This is a genomic window from Sorangium sp. So ce385, assembly GCF_051474135.1.
GTDB classification, from domain to species: domain Bacteria; phylum Myxococcota_A; class Polyangia; order Polyangiales; family Polyangiaceae; genus Sorangium; species Sorangium cellulosum_D.
Window position 1 is genome coordinate 12299318 of the sequence record NZ_CP150337.1, and the last position, 18568, is coordinate 12317885.

11 protein-coding genes are annotated in these 18568 nt (G+C 70.3%); 6 read left to right on the forward strand and 5 right to left on the reverse strand.

The genetic code is table 11. From position 1 onward, the window contains the following. Nucleotide 1: 1 nt before the first annotated feature. From WME83_RS45015 to WME83_RS45025, 3 genes are all read left to right on the forward strand, one after another. Nucleotides 2–1417, forward strand: coding sequence for a DUF362 domain-containing protein (locus WME83_RS45015; RefSeq protein ID WP_437315878.1), 1416 nt, complete (start codon nucleotides 2–4; stop codon nucleotides 1415–1417). 201 nt (nucleotides 1418–1618) lie between these two features. Next, nucleotides 1619–3856: a DUF3160 domain-containing protein gene (locus WME83_RS45020; protein ID WP_437315879.1), complete on the forward strand. Its 2238-nt coding sequence runs from the start codon at nucleotides 1619–1621 to the stop codon at nucleotides 3854–3856. Nucleotides 3857–4290: 434 nt separating this feature from the next. Next, complete coding sequence (locus WME83_RS45025) at nucleotides 4291–5565, forward strand: non-reducing end alpha-L-arabinofuranosidase family hydrolase (RefSeq protein WP_437315880.1); 1275 nt, start codon at nucleotides 4291–4293, stop codon at nucleotides 5563–5565. Here WME83_RS45025 and WME83_RS45030 read toward each other — a convergent pair. Further along, entirely contained in the window at nucleotides 5549–6457 is a 909-nt protein-coding gene (locus WME83_RS45030; RefSeq protein ID WP_437315881.1) for a LysR family transcriptional regulator, read from the reverse strand. The two genes, WME83_RS45025 and WME83_RS45030, sit on opposite strands and share 17 nt — an antisense overlap. A gap of 124 nt (nucleotides 6458–6581) precedes the next feature. On the opposite strand from WME83_RS45030, the gene WME83_RS45035 reads away from it, so the two are divergent. Next, nucleotides 6582–7814: an Acg family FMN-binding oxidoreductase gene (locus WME83_RS45035; RefSeq protein ID WP_437315882.1), complete on the forward strand. Its 1233-nt coding sequence runs from the start codon at nucleotides 6582–6584 to the stop codon at nucleotides 7812–7814. Nucleotides 7815–7832: 18 nt separating this feature from the next. Here WME83_RS45035 and WME83_RS45040 read toward each other — a convergent pair whose 3' ends face one another. From WME83_RS45040 to WME83_RS45050, 3 genes are all read right to left on the reverse strand, one after another. Beyond that, a complete protein-coding gene (locus tag WME83_RS45040) occupies nucleotides 7833–8615 on the reverse strand; it encodes an alpha/beta hydrolase family esterase (RefSeq protein ID WP_437315883.1) in 783 nt (260 codons plus the stop codon). A 633-nt stretch (nucleotides 8616–9248) separates the two neighbouring features. Then, on the reverse strand, nucleotides 9249–10085 hold the full coding sequence (locus tag WME83_RS45045; protein ID WP_437315884.1) for a hypothetical protein: 837 nt from the start codon (nucleotides 10083–10085) through the stop codon (nucleotides 9249–9251). A gap of 242 nt (nucleotides 10086–10327) precedes the next feature. Continuing rightward, nucleotides 10328–11713, reverse strand: a complete 1386-nt coding sequence (locus tag WME83_RS45050) for a sigma-54-dependent transcriptional regulator (RefSeq protein WP_437315885.1) — start codon at nucleotides 11711–11713, stop codon at nucleotides 10328–10330. A gap of 170 nt (nucleotides 11714–11883) precedes the next feature. On the opposite strand from WME83_RS45050, the gene WME83_RS45055 reads away from it, so the two are divergent. Continuing rightward, nucleotides 11884–12783 carry a PaaI family thioesterase gene (locus WME83_RS45055; protein WP_437315886.1) on the forward strand — a complete coding sequence of 300 codons (900 nt, stop codon included), beginning with the start codon at nucleotides 11884–11886 and terminating at the stop codon, nucleotides 12781–12783. A 19-nt stretch (nucleotides 12784–12802) separates the two neighbouring features. Here the strand turns inward: WME83_RS45055 and WME83_RS45060 are convergent, their stop codons facing one another. Beyond that, entirely contained in the window at nucleotides 12803–14011 is a 1209-nt protein-coding gene (locus WME83_RS45060; RefSeq protein WP_437315887.1) for a cytochrome P450, read from the reverse strand. 433 nt (nucleotides 14012–14444) lie between these two features. Between WME83_RS45060 and WME83_RS45065 the strand changes: the two genes are divergently transcribed. After that, the gene (locus WME83_RS45065; protein ID WP_437315888.1) at nucleotides 14445–18404 is read left to right on the forward strand and encodes a protein kinase domain-containing protein; all 3960 of its coding nucleotides are present in this window, start codon (nucleotides 14445–14447) and stop codon (nucleotides 18402–18404) included. The last annotated feature ends 164 nt before the right edge of the window (nucleotides 18405–18568 follow it).

Sequence of the window (18568 nt, forward strand, 5' to 3'; positions counted from 1 at the left end):
GATGGCAAGAGCGATGAGCCGCGTGGTGACCGTATCGAGGCCAGGCCTCGGCTACGCCGACCGCGCTCCTTTTGGACCGCCGGGCCCGGTCTACGAGGCCGTCGAGGCGCTCTTCCGGCGGCTCGGCCTCGACGCGGCGCGCGCCGGCACGCCCGCGTGGAACCCGCTCGGCGACCTGATCGCGCCGGGCGACCGGGTCATCATCAAGCCGAACCTCGTCTCGTCGAAGAACCTGCACCAGAAGATCACGGGCGAGCGGCTCGCCGCCTCGAGCACGCACGGCTCGCTCCTCCGGCCGGTCCTCGACTATGCGCTCCGCGCCGCCGGCCCGCGCGGGCGGGTGCGCGTCGTCGACTCGCCGGTCGAGGGCTGCGAGGTCGAGAAGGTCGCCGGCCCTCTCGGCATCTTCGACGTCATCGAGCACCTGAAGGCCCAGGGCCACGACATCGATTTCATCGACCTGCGTTATTTCCGGGTCGCGCCCGTGTTCGCGCTCGACGACGTGCGCCGCTTCGGCCGCTCGTGGAACCTCGGGCTGCTCCTCCGCCGCCCGCTGCCCGGCGATCCCCGGGGCTACCGCGTGGTCGATCTCGGCCGGGACAGCTTCTTCGCCGGCGCGGGCGCCCCGCGCCCCGGCGCGCTCCGCTTCCACCGCAGCCATTACGCGACGCCGGTGCCGCACCACACCGGGGAGCGGCACGAGTACAGCATTCCGCAGACGCTCCTCGACGCGGATGTCGTCATCAACCTGCCCAAGCTGAAGACGCACAAGAAGACCGGGGTCACGCTCTCGCTGAAGAGCGTGATCGGGTTGACCAACGAGAAGTACTGGCTCCCGCACTTCAGCGAGGGGGATCCGTCGGTGGGCGGCGACGAGTTCGACCGTCCCCAGGGCCTCGGCGAGGCGGTGGAGAACAAGCTGAGCCGGTTCCCGCTCCCGGGCGATCACTCGCTCGTCGCGCGCGCGCCGCGGCTCGGGGCGCCGCCGAAGGTCATCGACGGGAGCTGGGAGGGGAACAACACGCTCTGGCGGACCATCCTGGATCTCAACCGGATCCTGTTCTTCGCGGATCGCGGCGGCGCGCTGCGCGGCGAGCCGCAGCGGCGGTATCTGACGATCGTGGACGGCATCGTCGCGGGCGAAGGCGAGGGGCCGCTCGGCGCCACGCCGGTGCGCGCGGGGCTCTTGATCGGCGGGTTCGACCCGAGCGTCGTCGACGCGATCGCGTCGCAGGTGATGGGCTATGATCCGGCGCGGATACCGCTCGTGCGCGCGTCGCTGGGCGGGGTGTTGCTCCCCAGCGGCCGCCTCGACGAGGTCGAGCACATCGTCGATGGGCCCGCGCCGGCCCACCGGTTCAAGCCGCCCCGCAGCTGGCCGTCGCTGCTCGCGCGCGTGGCCGGCGCGGCGGCGTGACCCGGAGTCCCGCGCGTTCGGCCAAACACCGCACTCCCCGGCTCGGCATCCCCAGCACGAAATCGACGCTTGGTCGAAGGCCGTCCTCTCCGGAGCGGGAGTCGCCAACCCTGGCACGCCGGTTGCCGTTCGCGAGTCCCGGCTCTCCCCCATCGGATGGCACATTTTGACCGGGAGAGCGGGAGGCATGACATGAATGGCATGATGCGAACGACGATGACCTGGCTCGGGCGCGGGACCAGAGTGACCCTGCCGCTCCTGGCGCTGCTCTGCGCCAGCTCGTGTGGACCCGTCGGCCCCGATCCCAGCGCGATCGCCGACGTGCCAAGCGAGATCGACCCTGGCACGGAGATCACGGTCTCCACGCCGGCCGGTGTCGACCCGCTGCTCCAGGAGCTCGACGAGGCGCGGCTGGCGACCGCGGACGAGCTGCGAGCGCGCCACGCCGTCGAGTTCGAGCCGAACCTCGGTTACGACCCGCTCGCCGCGGCGAACCTCGACCCGATCCTGAAAGCCTTCTTCTCGGCTCCCGACGCTCAGAAAGAGCGCCTGTCGCAGATGGGCTTCGCCATCGACGCGGGCTACCGATTCTCGTCGTTCGCCCTCGGCTATTCCAGCATTTACATGGAGGATCTGCCGGTGTTCATCAGCACCGACATGGTGCTGGAAGCCATCTACCGATCGCACGACAAGATCCTCCAGCAGCTGGAGAAGAAGGCGCTGCGGCCTCGGCTCAAGCGCTTGCTGACCGCGATTCGCAGCTCGCTGATCCACGGGGCCGACAGGCTGGAGCCCGAGGCGGCGTCCGATCTGAACTTCTACCTGGGCGTGGCCGTGTCGCTCTTGAACGGCGGCAAGGTCGACCCCCGCGAGCCTTCAGGGGTCCAGAGCTTCGTCGACGCCGCCATGCAGGCCGCGGGGATTCAGGAGCGCGTGCTGTTCGGCGTGAAGCGGAACATCGACTTCTCCCAGTTCGAGCCGCGCGGGCACTACGACGGCGATCGGGACCTCGAGAGCTACTTCCGCAGCATGATGTGGCTCGGCCGCATCGACTTTCGTCTGATCGAGACGCAGGAGGACGGCAAGCAGATCTTGCGGCGCAGGCAGGTCGAGAGCGTCATCGCGCTGCGCCGGCTCCTCGACGAAACCTCGTTCGCGGAATACACGTCGATTGACGGGGCCATCAGCGCGTTCGTGGGCGAGCACGACTACATGACGCTGCCCGAGGTGGACGAGCTGCTCACCGCGCTCGACGCTCCCGGCGGGATCGCCGCCGTCGACGACGCGACCCTCGCCGGCGCGCTCGTCGACGGTCAGTTCGGCGAGCAGCGGATCGCCAGCCACGTGATGAGGCGACAGGCCGGCGGCGCGAGCACCTTCCCCTTGAACCTGAGCTTCGCGCTGTTCGGTCAGCGCTACACGGTCGACAGCCACGTCTTCTCGAACCTTGTTTACGACCGCCTGCCCACGCGCGTCGTGCCCGACCCGCTCGACGTGGCCTTCGCCGCGCTGGGCAACGACCAGGCGCTCGGCCTGCTCGGCGACGAGCTCGACGTCGAGGCCGGCTATCCCGGTGAGCTCTCCGCGCTGCGGCTCTTGGTCGACGAGCACCCCGAACAGTACTGGGAGGGCAGCCTGTACACGAGCTGGCTCGGCGCGCTCCGCACGCTCTCGCCCGCCGCAGGCGCCCCGTCTTCGGACCTGCCCGCGGTGGCCCGCAGCGAAGCCTGGGGCCGCCGGCTGCTCAACACCCAGCTCAGCTCGTGGGCGCAGCTCCGCCACAACAACGTGCTTTACGTGAAGCAGTCGTACACGTCGAACGCGTCGTGCGAGTATCCCGACGCCTACGTCGACCCCTACCCCGAGTTCTTCGAGGCCGTGATCCGCTTCGCCGAGCGCGCGCAGGAGCTCACCGCCACGCTCGAGCTCGATCCGAGCTTCGGCGGCCAGATCGAGGATTACTTCGCGCGCGTCGCGCGCATCAATCTCACGCTCGCCGAGATGGCGCGCGCCCAGCGCAGCGGCCAGCCGCACAGCGCGGAGCACCTCGCGTTCATCAACCGGGCCGTCACGACCAGCGTGAACTGCGACGGGACCGTCCTCGGCCACTCCGGCTGGTACAGCGAGCTCCACTTCGACCCGCTGCAGGCCGTGGAGATGGATCCCGCCATCACCGACGTGCACACCGACATCGGCGGCGACTTGCCGGTCCCTCGCCAGCCCAGCGTGCTTCACGTGGGCACCGGCATCCCGCGCCTGATGGTGGTGACCGTCGACTCCTGCCAGGGTCCCCGCGCGTACGCGGGCGTCGTCTCCGCCTACCACGAAGTCCTCGAGGACGGCCTGGTGCGCCTCACCGACGAGGAGTGGAAGATAAAGGTCCAACGCGACAACGCTCCGCCAGTCGCGCCCTGGCTCGCTCCGCTGCTGAGCGAGTAAGCGCGGGGACCCCGCTCGACGACGTCACCGCTGGCTCGAGCGCTCCGGCCTCCCGGAAGTTCAGCTCGCATCTTTCCAGTAGCACCGTCCCGCGCCGCAACGCGCTCGGAGCTGCGGTGTCGTCTGCCGCAGCGGCACCGCGGGCTCAGACCCGCCTGCCAGGGCGGCGGACGCCGTCTTCCTCGTAGGGTAGCCCACGCGAGCATCGCTTCCGGCCGCCGCTGCAGAGCCGTCGGGAGCGAGGATGGCCGCGCCCCCGTTTCTGATTGACGCCGGCCATGTTAACGCTCACAATCAGGACTCCGGGGATCCTTCAGCTTTGCCCTGGATGGGCCGTCCTGTGCACCGGGCCCTTCTTCCTCATCCGCTTCAACCTCGACGATCGGGCTCTGAGGAGCTCGCTGGCCCTGTCGGGCATCCCTCTGGAGACTAGCATGACCACTCACCTCGATCTGCCCCGCCAACTCCCTACGCTCCACCGCTTCACCCTTGGTCTCTCTGCCCTCGGCTGCGTGCTCGCGGCGCTCGCCGGCTGCGGCAGCGATCCGGACGATGGGCAGGAGCCCGCTGACGGGACGAGCGGCTCGGCGAGCACGACGACGAGCGCCGGCGTCACGACGGGATCGGGCGGAGGGGGCACCGGCGGGTCGCCTGCCACCGGGAGCGGGGGAGGCGTCACGAGCACGAGCAGCAGCAGCACGTCGGCCTCGGGGACCGGCGGCTCCGTCGGGGAAGGGGGTGGCGGCGGCGAAGGCGGCAGCCCGCCGGTGACCTGCGACCTGCCCACCACGTTCAAGTGGAAGTCGAGCCAGCCGGTGATCAGCCCCAAGGCGCCTGGTGGCCGCACCTGGGCCTCGGTCAAGGACCCGACCATCGTGTTCTTCGACAACAAGTACCACGTCTTTGCCACCGTGTTCGAGACCGCTCCGAGCAACAACTGGCAGTCGATCTACACGAGCTTCACGGACTTCCCTCAGGCGAACGCCGCTGAGCAGCACTTCATGGGGGGCTGGCCCACCGGCAGCACGGTCGCGCCCCAGGTCTTCTATTTCAGGCCGCACAACAAGTGGTACCTCATCTACCAGTGGAACGGCCGGTACTCGACCAACGACGACATCAACAACATGAACGGCTGGAGCCGCCCCCAGTCGCTGCTCAAGGGCGAGCCGGGCGCCATGGGGAACGTCCTCGGCGCGCTGGACTTCTGGACCATCTGCGACGACGCCAACTGCCATCTCTTCTTCTCGCGGGACGACGGGAAGCTCTACCGCTCCAAGGTCAGCATCGACAACTTCCCGAAGTTCGAGGGCTATGAGGTCGTCATGACGGCCCCCACCTCGGGGCTCTTGTTCGAGGCCAGCAACGTCTACAAGGTCGACGGGTCGAACAAGTACCTGCTCCTGGTGGAGGCGTTCGACAACAGCCCTCGCTTCTTCAGGTCGTGGACCTCCGAGAGCCTCGATGGGCCCTGGGCCCCCCTGGCCGACACCAAGGCGAAGCCCTTCGCGGGCCCCGCGAACGTGACGTACGACGGCGCGGACTGGAGCGACGACATCAGCCACGGCGAGCTGGTCCGCTCCGGGCATGACGAGCGCATGACCATCAACCCGTGCGACCTGCGGTTCCTCTACCAGGGGAGGGATCCGCGGGTGAACGACGAGTACGGGCGCTTGCCCTACAAGCTCGGGCTGCTCACGCTCGAGAAGTAGCTCCGATCCCGACGAGCCGAGCGCGCAGCCAGCGATGGCCGGGGTCGTCGTGCGCGCGCTCGTGCCAGACGGCTGAAGCGCGGTCCAGCCCGAGCTCGACGGGGGGCCGGGTCGCGCGCAGGCCGAAGGGCGCCGCGAGCGCCGCCACCGTTGCGGGACACGTCACCACGAGATCGGAGGCCGCGAGCAGGAAAGGCACCGTCACGAAGTGCTGGACCTGCGCGACGACCCGGCGGCGCCGCCCGACCGCCTCGAGCGCGCGATCGACCAGGCTGCCTGGCATGCCGTGCGGAGCGATCAGCACGTGCCCGAGCTCCAGGTAGCGCTCCAGCGTGAGCCGCCGCGACGCGGCGGGGTGCCCCTCGCGCATCAAGGTGACGAAGCGCTCGTCCGGCAAGCGGAGCTGCCGTAACGACGGCGGCACGAGGAACTCGGGGACGAACGCCAGATCGGCGGTGCCCCACTCGAGCCGCTTCACGAAATCCGCGTCGGCCCGATCCACCTGCACCGCGGCGCGCGGCGCTTCGCGCGCCAGGATCGGCAAGAGCCGCGGCAGGGCGGCCGCCTCGAGCAGGTCGTTGCCGAGCAGCACGAACCGGCGCTCGGACGTCGAGGCGTCGAACGGAGCTCCGGCCTGGACCGCCGTCCGCAAGCTCGCCAGCGCCTGCGCCAGCGGGTCGGCCAGCGCCTGCGCGCGAGGGGTCAGGGCGAGCAGCGGCCGCCCCGGAGCGAGCAGCGCATCGCCGAAGAACTCGCGGAGGCGCGCGAGCCGCTGGCTCGCGGCCGACTGCGTGATGCCCAGCCGCTTTGCCGCGCGCGTCACGTGCCGTTCGCGCAGCAGCACGTCGAGCGCGAGCAGGAGGCTCAGGTCGTCGGGCAGGTCGCTCGCCATTCGTGCGTCTAATACCATCTATTAGAAGCATTCTCTTTGCTAATCGGCAGCATCACCTCACCTTGTGCGTGCGGCCGTCGCTCCTGGAGCTCGGCCGGACGTCTTTCGAGGGATGGAGCGGATCATGAAGCGAAGAATGGACACGGAGCCCAGGATCTCCCGGCGGCGCCTCCTGGGAGGCGTCGCGACGCTCGCCGTCGCCGGCGGCATGGGCTGGTACGCGGCCGGCCGGGGCGTGCTCGATGACCGGCGGGGAGCGCCGTTCGCGCCGTGGACCGCGTTCCGCGGGGAGGGCGGCGGAGGCGTGATCGAGCTCGCGCGCGCAGCGGTGCTCGCGGCGAGCCCGCACAACACCCAGCCGTGGCTGTTCGAGCTCCACGACGACCGGATCGACGTGTTCTCGGATCCGTCTCGATGGCTCGGCGACATGGACCCGTTCGGGCGCGAGATGCACATCGGGCTCGGCTGCGCGATCGAGAACCTCTCGCTCGCGGCGGGCTCGATGGGCTGGACGGCTCGTGTGGAGCTCGGCGCCGGACGATTGCCGCTCTTCGACGCCGAGCCAGCCCGTGGCGCAAGGCGCGCGGCGCCGCCGCCGACCCGGGTGGCCACCGTCCGGCTCGAGCCGGGTGGGGCGGCGTCGCCGCTCGCGCGGGCCATCGCGGAGCGGCACACGAACCGCGGCCCCTACCGCGCGCAGCGCGTGCCCGCCGCGGCGCTCGAGGAGCTGTCGCGCCTGAACGAGGATCGAGCGTCGCAGGAGATCGTCTGGCTCGAGCGCCGGGATCAGCGCGAGCTCTTCGCAGCCCACACGCTGCGAGCCACCGAGATCATCGCGCGCGACGCGTCGATGATCGAGGACAGCGACGCGTGGTTCCGGCTCACGCCCGAGGCCGTGCGGACCCACCGGGACGGGCTGACCTTCGACGTGATGGGGCTCGGCCCGCTGCTCACGGCCGCCGGCAAGCTGCTGCCCAGGCCGTCTCCGGAGCGGATGCACGAGGACTGGCTCCGCGTCACGCGCGATGTCCACCTCGCGGGCGACTCCATCATCGGCGTCATCGCGACCCGCGATCGCTACGATCTCGGCGCAACGCTCCGCGCGGGACGCCTGTGGCAACGAATGCAGCTCTGGGCGACCGCGCGCGGGATCGCGATGCAGCCGCTGAGCCAGGTGCCGGAGGTCATCGACCGCGAGCGCCAGCTCGGACGAGCGCCGGCCATGGAGCGCTCGTTCACGGAGGCGCTGCGCCTCCGCGGCTGGCAACCCACGATGGCGTTCCGGCTGGGCTATGCGGTGCGAGCGGGCGTGTGCGGCCCCCGTCGCGCTGCGGAGGACGTGCTCCGCGCGAGCTGACCGCCCGGGGAGAAGGCGTTACGGCATGCCCGTGAAGAAGTCGTACATCGCCTGGATGGCGAAGCACGGCACGCCGTGGCTCGTGTTGCTGTACGCGGGGTCGTCGTGCGAGCACCAGATCGTCGGCGCCGAACAGCCGCTGTAGGAAATGCAGCCGGGGTTCACCGCCTTGCCGCTGCTCTGGCAGCCCATGACCTCGGAATAGGGCGTCGAGCTCATCTGGCACATGTTGGCGGCGCGGAACCTGGCGACCGTGCTCGCCCCGTCCCCCCCGCGGACGGTGTCGTTCTGGCCCTGGATGTACATCACGGGCATGGGCACCTGCAGCGCGCCGTAATCGGAGGCCGCGACGGGCGCGACCGCCTTGAAATTCAGGTGCTCGGCGTCGGACCTGTGCGCCAAGATCTGCACGATCATCTGGGCACCGGAGCTGTGGCCGGTGGCGAACACACGGTCCATGTCGATGCAGTAGTTGTCCATGAGGTCGTCGTAAATGCGAAGGACCTTGGCGATGTCGTTGTTGTAATTCCAGCATCCCCCCCCGTCCGACGACCTCCCCACGGCGCGCACGTACTCGGTCTCGAAGGCGGACCCCCGCGTGAGATTGATGAACTGGTCGATCGGGTTGCCGCAGGCGTGGAAGCCCACCAAGAGCGGGAGAGGGGTGCTGCCGTCGTAGCTGTCCGGGAACGTGTAGATGTGATCGTTGTCGACCTTCACGGTTCCGTTCGCGGGCCTCCCCGACTTGCCGCAGCCTGGGCTCGGCTTGGCCGTGGTCGGCTCGGCGCCCCCGGCGCCCATCCCGCCGCCCCCCGCCGACGATTCGCCCCCGGTCGACCCGCTGCTGGCGCTGCTGGCGGAGCCGCCGCCAGCGCTCGTGACCCCTGTCGAGGTGGTTTCCGCGCTGGTCGTAGAAGCGCCGGCCCCGCCGGTGCCGCCCGCGGCCTGCCCGGCGCCGCCACCTCCCGCACCGGGAGAGCCTGTCTCGGACGAGCATGCGAGCAATACAAAGGCGACGGCAGGGAGAGTGGAACGAGCACCCAGTTTCAGCATGGTCTGGACCCCATCGTGATCGCGCGAATCGTCCTTCGGCACTCGCCTCGTGGCGATCCCGCGATGAGCTTCGGCGATTGGCAGCACCCACCTGCATCACGCTCGACGATGCGACCCAGCGCCCGCGGTCGTCCAAGCGCATGCAGATGTAATCTTCCAGGAAGAAAGGCGGAGCGTGCGATACGGACCGACGCCCGTGGAAAGGCTCGGTGCGCATGACCGCCTATCCAGGGCAAAGCGGAAGAATACCCGGACGTCAATGTGAGCGTTCACATTGGCGGCGTCAATCCAAAAGATGGACTGGCGCGCGACCGTCCTCGATCCACCGCTCGTGCGGGAGCTGCTTGGGGGGTGTTTCTCTGGCGCCTGGTGGAAGGCGGTTCAGTTGGGAACGAACGCGCAGCAGCCGAGGATGCAGACGTAGCCGTCGGCGCAGCCGTCGCTGCAGGGATCCGAGCACACCGGGCCTTCCGACGCGGACCCGCCCTCGCCGCCGCCGGGGTCGCCGCTGCTGCCGCCTTCGCCGCCGTCGCTGCCGCCTTCGCCGCCGGCGCTGCCGCCCTCGCCGCCGTGGGAGCAGCCGCCGCCCTCGCCGCCGTCGCTGCTGCCCGTGCCGGTGCTGCCCGAGCCGTCGCCGGGGTCGCCGCCGCAGCCGCAGTCGTCGCCGCCGCCCGTGCTGCCGGAGCCGCTGCCAGGGCCGTCGTCGCAGTGACCGGGGCCGATGCCCCCCTCGTTGAAGTCCGCGAGCGTGCCGGAGAGCGAGACGGCCGCGTCGGCCGCGCCGCCGCCCTTCACGCCGTACGGGAGCCGGCCATCGTCGGTGTCCTTGTTGGCGGCCATCCACGCGTCGGCGTCCGCGAGCGCCCCGTCGAGGGCGGCGTCGCTCGCGCCGCTCTCCACGTTGAGCAGCGCGGCGATGAGCTGGTGGCCCAGGATCAGGCTCGCGTCGCCCTTCGGGGGCGTCCGGAAGAGCTCGAGCAGCTCCTCCTGGGAGTACGTCTCGCCGCCGATGGTGAGCGACGACACTGGCCAGCTCTCCTCGTGGTTCTTCCAGTAGCCCTGGGTGAGCGTACAGCCGTCGCCCTCGGACGTCGGCGGGCTCACGACCACGTTGCCGTTCCCCTCGCCGAGCCGATCCGCGTCGCTGTTCGCGCACGCGGCGAGGGCGGAACCGACCAGCGACAGGCACCCCACAAGCACCATCCTGCTAAGCATCATGAGAGTCCTCCTGAAGTTGCTCATCTGCAGCGCTCGCCCCCCGTGAGGCGCGAGCCACCGACATCGCGCGTGCAGAGCGGCCGGCATCGCACGGATCGGCGATAGGTCATGGCGAGCCGCGCTCTCGGTCCTTCAGTGCCGGCCTGCGCTCGGCGCGGCTCATGTTTCTTCGGTCGCCTGCAGATCCGAGGTTGTTTTTATTCGAGCAAACTTTTCCTTCATCACTGCATGAGCGATCGAGCTCACTTCAGCCCGTGGCGATCCATCTTGTTGAGCAGCCCCTGGCGCGACAGCCCGAGCCGCGCCGCCGCCTGGCTCTTGTTCCCCTGGGTCGCCCGCAGCGCGGCGGCGATCTCCCGTCGCTCCAGCGCGGCGATCTTCTCTTCCAGCGTCGCCCCCTCGGCCGGCTCATCGCCCGCGGACGCCGCGGGCGCGCCGCCTCGCCGCGCCGGCGAGAGGTCCTCCTCGAGGATCTCTCCCCTGCCCCCGGCCATCACGAGCGCGCGCTGCATCTCGTGCCGGAGCTCGCGCAGGTTGCCGGGCCAGTCGCAGGCCTCGAGCCGCCGCATCGCGCCGGGCGAGATCGCGGTCGCGGGCGAGCGCGGCACGAGCGCCCGCGACAGGTTCAGGAAATGCTGCGCGAGCAACGGCAGATCGCCCACGCGGTCGGCCAGGCGCGGCAAGCCGATCTCGATCCCGCGCACGCGCCAGTAGAGGTCGTCGCGGAACGTCTTGTTCGCGACCATCGACTCCAGCGACCGGTGGGTGGCCGACACGATGCGCACGTCCACCGTCAGCGGGCGCGCCGCGCCGACGGGCAGGATCTCGCCCGTCTCGAGCACCCGCAAGAGCTTCACCTGCAGCGCCGGATCCATGTCGCCGATCTCGTCGAGGAAGAGCGTCCCCCCGTCGACCTCGACGAACAGGCCAGGAGCGTCCTTGATCGCGCTCGTGAAGGCGCCTTTCTTGTGGCCGAACAGCGTCGACTCCAGGAGCGTCGGCGCGAGCGCACCGCAGTTGACCGCGATGAACGGCTTGTCCTTCCGCCGGCTCCTCGCGTGCAGGTAACGGGCGAACACCTCCTTGCCCGTCCCCGACTCGCCCGTGATGAGCACCGGCACGTCGGTCGGCGCCGCGCGCTCGCAGAGCGTCTTCGCCTCGAGGAAGGCCGGCGACTGCCCGAGCAGCGCCGAGGCGTCGCCCTCGCGGGCCGTGAGCGAGCGCTCGAGCTCCGTCACCCGGTCCTCCAGCGCGAGGCGCGCCGCCGCGCGCGCGACCACGGCGAGCAGCACGTCCGGATCGACGGGCTTGGCCAGGAAATCGTACGCGCCGCGCTCGACGAGGCGCAAGGCGAGCGGCGTCTCGCCGGCGCCGGAGACCACGATGACCTTGGCCGCGGGCCGCTCGGCGAGGATCTTGTCGGCGAGCGCGGCGCCCTCCTCGGGGCGGCCCGACGGCGGCAGCATCAGGTCGAGCACGACGAGGCGCGCGCTCGTGCGGCGGAGCTCCGCGAGCGCCTTCGGGGCGGCCCCGGCCTCCGCGACCGTGTACCCCTCCAGCGCGAGCAGCTCGCGGTAGGCGTCGCGGAACCCCGGGTCGTCGTCGATGAGCAGGACAGTCTCGGTCACGGGTGACCGTACCGCGTCGCCCGGGTGCCGATCCAGGCCTGTCGGGGGCGCCGCGCGCGGCGCTCTCCCCTGCTTCACCGAGCAGCGCTGCCCGCGGCGGCGCGCGGCCGGAGGGCGCCGCGAAGGCGCGTGAGGCTGGACGACTCCGGCCGATCCCTGGAGACTGCGGCATGACCGAGAACACCGGGACGCGGTTCGAGGACGGCTCCTACCCGGCCGACCTCGGGGTGAAGATCGAGGCCGCCGACGACGCGCAATCGCGCCTTGTCCTGCCCTTCGACGAGCGAAATACCATGTTCGGGCTGGTCCACGGCGGCGCGCTCGCGTCGCTCGTGCCGATCGCCGCGCACGCCATCGCGCGCGAGCCCGCCCGCGCGGTCACGCCGCCGCTCCGCACCGTCTCGATGCACGTGGGCTACGTGCGCGCGGCGCGCAAGGCGGTGACGGTCGAGACGCGCGCCGTGCGCCGCGTGCGCGAGCTGGGCTTCTTCGAGGCGCTGATCAGGGACGCGGACGGACATGCGGTCGCGCACGCCTCGTCGACCGTGAGCGAGGCCGAGCCGGGCAGCGCACCGGCGGGCTCCCCTCCCCTCTCCGATCCCCCCGAGGGAGGGCGAGGCTTCGTCGCGCCCGCGGACGAGGCGGCGAGCGGCGTCGCGGGGGCGATCCGCGCGGCGATGGCCGGCAGCCCCTTCCTGTCGCGACGGCAGCTGCGCCTCCTGGGCATGCGCCGCGGGGCGATCGAGATGGCGATGGCCCCCGCCGCGGCGAACCTCGACGGCGGCGGCGCCATGCACGAAGGGGCCGTCCTGACGCTCATCGACGCCGCAGGCGCCACCTGCCCATGGACGGCCGTCCCGCCGTCGCCGGGGGCTTCGGGCGCGACCATCGCCCTGAGCGCACAGCTCCTCGGGGCGTTGCCCGGAGACGAGCTCGTCGCGCGCGCCGTCGTGCGCGCGCGCGACGCGCGGATCTGCTGGACCGACGTCACCGTCGCCGGCGGCGCCTCCGGGATCGTGCACGCCTTCGGGACGGTCGTGTACCGCTTCAGCGAGAAGAACGGGTCATGAGCGGCCGGCGCGCCGCGCGCTACCCGGCAGGGCGCGCGCAGCGGACGGGCATCGATTTCACGCCGCTCACCCAGTTCGAGCGGAGCCGCACGACCGGCCCGGCGAGCTCCAGATCGGGGAGCCTGCGCAGGAGCTCCTCGAAGGCGACCCGCGCCTCCAGGCGCGCGAGCGCGAGGCCCAGGCACACGTGGGGGCCGACGCCGAAGGAGAGGTGCTCGTTGGGCGTCCGGCCGACATCGAACGTGTGCGGATCCCGGAAGACCGCCTCGTCGCGGTTGGCCGAGACGTACCACAGGACCACCTTGTCCCCGGCCGCGATCCGCTGCCCGCGAACCTCGGTGTCCCGCACCGCCGAGCGCCGGAAATAATAGACCGGCGGCGAGAAGCGCAGCATCTCCTCGATGGCGGTCGGGAGGAGCGACGGGTCCTCGAGCAGGCGCCGGCGCTGGTCGGGGTGCTCGATGAGGGCGAGCATCCCGTTCGTGATGAGGTTCTTCGTGGTGTCGTGGCCGGCGGTCAGCAGCAGGTTGAAGAAGCCGCCGAACTCCCTGTAGGAGAGCTTCTCGCCGTCCACCTCGGCGGCCATGAGCAGGCTCAGCATGTCGTCCTTGGGCGACCTCCGCCGCTCCTCCGCGAGCGCATGGGCGTAGGCGTTCATGTTGTGGAGCACCGTGTTCAGCTCCTCCTGCGTGATGCGATAATCCGGGTCGCTGACCCCGAAGAACCGCATCGTCCAGTCGAGCATCTGCTCCTGGTCCTCGCGGGGGACGCCGAGCATCTCGAGGATCACGGTCAGCGGCAGCCTGCCCGCGACGTCGCTGGCGAAGTCGCACCCGCCGCGCGCGCGGGCCTCGTCGATGAGCCGCGTCACGAGCTCTCGCACGTGCGCCTCGAGGCGCTGGATGACACGGGGCGTGAACCCCTTCATGACCAGCGCCCGGAAGCGGGCGTGCCTGGGCGGGTCCATCCCGATCATGACATCGGGGTTGTCGCGCATGTCCCCCGGCGCGAAGTCCTCGATGAAGAGGCCGCGCCCCGAGCAGAACGCGGCCGGGTCGCGCGAGATGCGGGCGACGTCGTCGTGCCGCGTGATCGCCCAGAACCCCCGGCCCGCCGGCTCGGGGTGCCAGTAGACGGGCGCCTCCCGGCGGAGGATCGTGAAGCGGTCGTGCGGCGCGCCCGCGAGGTAGAGGTCCGGATCGAGGATGTCGACGGTTTCAGGGATCATATGAGCAGAGCCTCCTTCAGGAGCGTCGCACGATATCGGGCGGCCGCGGCGGTCTCCGTGAGCTGCCGGCGCTGGTCGTCGCCCCGAGCCGGGGCGCTTCGCGGCTGTACGCGGCGGTGTTCGGCGCGCGCCGGGAGCGCTCGGGCATCCACGTGAGGAAGGACCGCGCGCGGGATCTCCCGTTCCGGGAGCATGGCCAACCCTGAGCGTAGGCTCGCGCAGCCCGCCCGCGAGCCCAGCGCACCGAACGCGGCCGTTGGCTCGCCATCTTCGGCCTGAGCTGCTCCGAACCCGTCGCGGAGTCGCGCCGTCGAATTGCGCTGTAAACGAAATCTCACGCTGGACCAATCTCCCTCTCGGGCGTGTTGATTTTTCCAGGCGCACGCGCCTATGCTCCTCATAATATTCAGATTTCTGGGGAGGTCTACGCAGTATGCGCCAGGGAGAGGTGCTCGCCGGCCGGTTCACGCTCGATCGTCTGGTCGGTTCGGGGGGCATGGGGGAGGTTTATTGCGGATTCGATAGGGCGACAGGGGAGAGCGTTGCAGTCAAGGTACTTCGTGCCAGTCCCACATCCGGTATCAAGCGCTTTATGCGAGAAGCCGAGGTGCTCGCGGAGCTCTCACATCCCAGCATCGTCCGCTACGTGGACCACGGGACGGCAGCGTCGGGCGAGCCCTACCTGGCGATGGAGTGGCTCTCCGGCGAGGATCTCGCCGAGCGGCTGCAGCGCGCGCCGCTCTCGGTGGATGAGGCGGTGACGCTCGTCGCGCGCGCCGCCGAGGCGCTCTCGGTCGTGCATGCGCGCGGGATCGTTCATCGTGATCTCAAGCCCAGCAACCTGTATCTGGTAAAGCAGGACGTCGGGCAGGTGAAGCTGCTTGATTTCGGGATCGCCTGGCTCATGGAAGGGGCGCGGATGACCCAGACGGGGAAGCTCGTCGGCACGCCCGGCTATATGGCGCCGGAGCAAGCCCGTTGCGATGGGCCGCTCGACGCGCGCGCCGATGTGTTCGCCCTCGGCTGCGTCCTCTACGAGTGCCTGAGCGGCAAGCCGGCCTTCGCTGGAGCAAATTTCGTAGCTATCCTCGGCAAGATCCTGTTCGACAAGGTGCCTCAACTCTCCGAGAGCCGCCCCGAGGCGCCAGCAGCTCTCCAGGCGCTCTGCGCCGCCATGCTCGCCAAGCTGCCGGAGGAACGGCCACGGGACGGGGCACAGGTCGCAGCGGCGCTCGCGCAACTCACGACGCCAGCAGCCCTCCAGGCGCCGCCCGGCGCGGCGAACTCGCATCCAACCCGCGCCTATCCAGCAGTCCTCACGCAGAGGGAGCGGCGCGTGTTGTCGGTGCTGGTGATGGCCCCGTCGCCCGCGGAGGTCGCCACGGCGGATTCCAGCACACGGACCGCGACGATCCCGCGGCACATGCTGGAGACCGTGGAGGAGCGCGGGGGGCAGATAGAGTTCCTGGCGGATGGCTCGATCATGGTCACCATCCTCGGTACCGGCGTCGCCACGGATCAGGCGGCGCGCGCAGCGCGCAGCGCGCTCGCCCTACGCGCGGAGTTCCCCGACCGGCAGATGGCCATCGCGACCGGCCGCTCAGAGGTGATCGAGAGGACGCCCACGAGCGCGCTGATCGACAGGGCAGCGCAGATGCTGGAGGATTTGAAGCACGTCCCCCGTTCCGCAGCGGCGGAGGGGCGCGCGATGCCCATCGCGATCGACAGAGTGACCGCGGGGCTGCTCGACGCTCGCTTCGAAGTGGCCAAGACCGACGACGGCCTGTGGCTCTGCGGCGAGCAGCCGGTCGGCGCGGAGGCGCGGAGGGTGCTCGGCAAAACGCCTCCATTCGTCGGCCGAGATACCGAACTCGGAACGCTGATGGCGCTCCTCCTCGAGTGCGTAGAGGAGCCCAAGGCAGGCGCGGTGCTGGTGACCGCGCCGGCGGGGATGGGCAAGACGCGCCTGGCCCACGAGTTCTTGTGCCGAGTGCAGCAGCGCGACGATCCGACCACCATATGGATCGGTCGGGGTGATCCGTTGCGCTTCGGGGCGGCGCTCGGGCTGCTCGGCCAGGCGCTCGTCGGCGCGCTCGGCCTCAAAAATGATGAGCCGATCGAGGCGCGGCGAGACAGGCTCCTTGCAAGCGTAACCCAGCATGTTGACCCCGCGGAGGCTCGGCGCGTCGCCGAGTTCATCGGTGAGATCGTGGGCACGCCGTTTCCTGAAGAGGAGAGCGTCGCTCTCAGCGCCGCGCGCAAAGATGCGCAGCTCATGGGCGATCAGATGCGCCGGGCCTGGGTGGATTTTCTTGGCAGTCACTGCGCGGCCGCGCCGGTGCTCCTCGTGCTGGAGGACTTGCACTGGGGCGACGTGGCGACGGTACGGTTTGTCGACGAGGCGCTGCGGCGGCTCAAGGATAAGCCCTGGATGGTGCTCGCCCTGGCACGCCCGGAGGTGCACGAGCGTTTGCCCGGGCGCTGGGCCGAACGGAACCTGCAAACGATTCATCTCCGTGAGCTGAGCCCCAAAGCGAGCAAGCGGATGGTGCGGCTGGTGCTCGGCGAGGGCGCTACCGACGAGGACGTGGAGCGCCTAGTCACCCACGCCGACGGCAACGCCTTCCACTTAGAGGAGCTCATCCGAGCGTTCGCGGGGGGGCAGCGCGAGACGCTGCCCGAGACGGTGCTGTCAATGCTTCAGAGCCGGCTCGAAACGCTGAGCCTCGAGATGCGACGCGTGCTCCGGGCCGCGAGCGTATTCGGCCAGACATTCTGGCGCGGCGCCGTGGAGGCGCTGCTCGGCGGCAGTGACGGTGTTCCGACGCTGGATGGGCACATTGAGCAGCTCGAGCAGCTGGAGTGGATCCACGCGAGCTCGGGGTCGACGTTCCAGGGCGAGAGAGCGTTGCACTTCCGGCATGGGCTGGTGCGAGAAGCCGCGTATGGGATGCTCACGGATGAGGATCGTACGCTCGGGCATCTGCTCGCGGGCGCGTGGCTCGAACGCGTCTCCGAGCCCTCCGCAGCGGTGATCGCCGAGCACTTCGAGCGCGGCGGCGATCTCGCGCGCGCCGCCCGAAACTACGAGCGGGCAGCGGCCCAAGCGCTCGCGGCCAATGATTTTGCGGCGGTACTCTCCTGGACCGAGCGCGCCATGTCGCTGGGCAAGCACGGCGCGGCGCGTGGGGAGCTCGCCCTGCTCCGGGCTGAGGCGCTCCGCTGGCGTGGGGAGCTCGCCGAGGCTGCCCGGTGGGGGTGGGAGGCGTTGCAGGGTTTACCGACGGGCAGCTCGTCCTGGTACGCCGCCGTCGGCGGGGCGGCGCTGGCGGTCGGCCGCCTCGGACAGCACGAGCGCCTCGATGCGCTCGCCGCTCTGCTCGTGTCTGCATGGCCGGAGGCGGAGGCGACAGGCCCGGCGGTCGTGGCGACCGTATGCACCGCGTATCGCCTGTTCCTGGCCGGCCTTTACGACCGCGCCGAGGAGCTCTATGGCTGGATCGACGTGGTCGCAGCACGCTTCTCAACGGATCCGGCGGTCAGCGCGCAGGTCCTGCGCGTGCGCTCCGTGCGTGAGCGGATCGTCGGCAACATCGATCAGAGCCGCATCCTGGTCATGGCGGCGCTCCGCCGCTTCGAGCAAGCGCACGATCTCCGATATGTCTGCCTCGCCAGGATCAGCCTCGGTTACACGGAGTGCCTGCTCGGGGCATATGCCGAGGCGACCGCGCTCCTCCGCACCTCGCTGGCAGAGGCGGAGCGGATGGCGCTCGACCACGTCGTGGCGCAGGTGCGGCAATGCCTCGGCATGTCGCTCGAGGGTATGGGCGCCCGCGAGGAGGCGCTGAAGGCGCTGGAGCAGGCCCTCTCCGCGTTCGTCGTGCAGGGAGACACGAGGCTCGAGGGAAACACGCGCGTCTACCTGGCCCGGGTCCTCAGGCACGCGGGTGAGCCCGCGGAGGCCGAGGCGCAGGCTCGGCGCGCGGTGGCGGTGCTCGCGGGGGCCATGCCGCCGCGCGCCATGGCCAAAGCGGCGCTAGCCGAAGTGCTGCTCACGCGGGGACAGGCCGCCGAGGCGCTCGCCGAAGCACGTGAAGCGAGGGAGCTGCTCGCGTCGCTCGGAAAGCTCGAGGAGGGCGAGGCGATGATCCACCTCGCCTATGCGGAGGCGCTCGAGGCGACCGGCGATCATGCAGCCGCGCGCGTCACGATCACCGAAGCACGCGAGCGGCTCGTCGCAACTGCGGAGCGGATCGAGGACCTCAGCCGGCGCGAGACGTTCATCAAGAACGTGGCGGACAACGTCCGTACGCTCGCGCTCGCGCGGATGTGGCTCGGGGATCAAGCCGCGGCGTATCCGGGAGCCAGACGGATGGATGAGGTCCGATCGTGAGCAGCCTTGTGCTGTCACCACGTAGATGACGGGATGAGGAGCCCGGGCCATCCTGCGAGCTCGACGAGGAACCTCCCGCCAGCTCCTCCTTGAGGTCTTGGGTCTGGAGGCGCCCGTCATGGGAATGAACCAACGAGAATCAATCTGTATGCTAGCCAGTGAGC

Excerpts from the sequence above, each read along its gene's own strand:
- WME83_RS45060 (WP_437315887.1), bottom strand. The coding sequence starts at position 14,011 with ATGATCCCTGAAACCGTCGACATCCTCGATCCGGACCTCTACCTCGCG.
- WME83_RS45040 (WP_437315883.1), bottom strand. The coding sequence starts at position 8,615 with ATGGGCGCCGGGGGCGCCGAGCCGACCACGGCCAAGCCGAGCCCAGGC.
- WME83_RS45065 (WP_437315888.1), top strand. The coding sequence starts at position 14,445 with ATGCGCCAGGGAGAGGTGCTCGCCGGCCGGTTCACGCTCGATCGTCTG.
- WME83_RS45030 (WP_437315881.1), bottom strand. The coding sequence starts at position 6,457 with ATGGCGAGCGACCTGCCCGACGACCTGAGCCTCCTGCTCGCGCTCGAC.
- WME83_RS45015 (WP_437315878.1), top strand. The coding sequence starts at position 2 with ATGGCAAGAGCGATGAGCCGCGTGGTGACCGTATCGAGGCCAGGCCTC.
- WME83_RS45020 (WP_437315879.1), top strand. The coding sequence starts at position 1,619 with ATGATGCGAACGACGATGACCTGGCTCGGGCGCGGGACCAGAGTGACC.
- WME83_RS45025 (WP_437315880.1), top strand. The coding sequence starts at position 4,291 with ATGACCACTCACCTCGATCTGCCCCGCCAACTCCCTACGCTCCACCGC.
- WME83_RS45055 (WP_437315886.1), top strand. The coding sequence starts at position 11,884 with ATGACCGAGAACACCGGGACGCGGTTCGAGGACGGCTCCTACCCGGCC.
- WME83_RS45035 (WP_437315882.1), top strand. The coding sequence starts at position 6,582 with ATGAAGCGAAGAATGGACACGGAGCCCAGGATCTCCCGGCGGCGCCTC.
- WME83_RS45045 (WP_437315884.1), bottom strand. The coding sequence starts at position 10,085 with ATGATGCTTAGCAGGATGGTGCTTGTGGGGTGCCTGTCGCTGGTCGGT.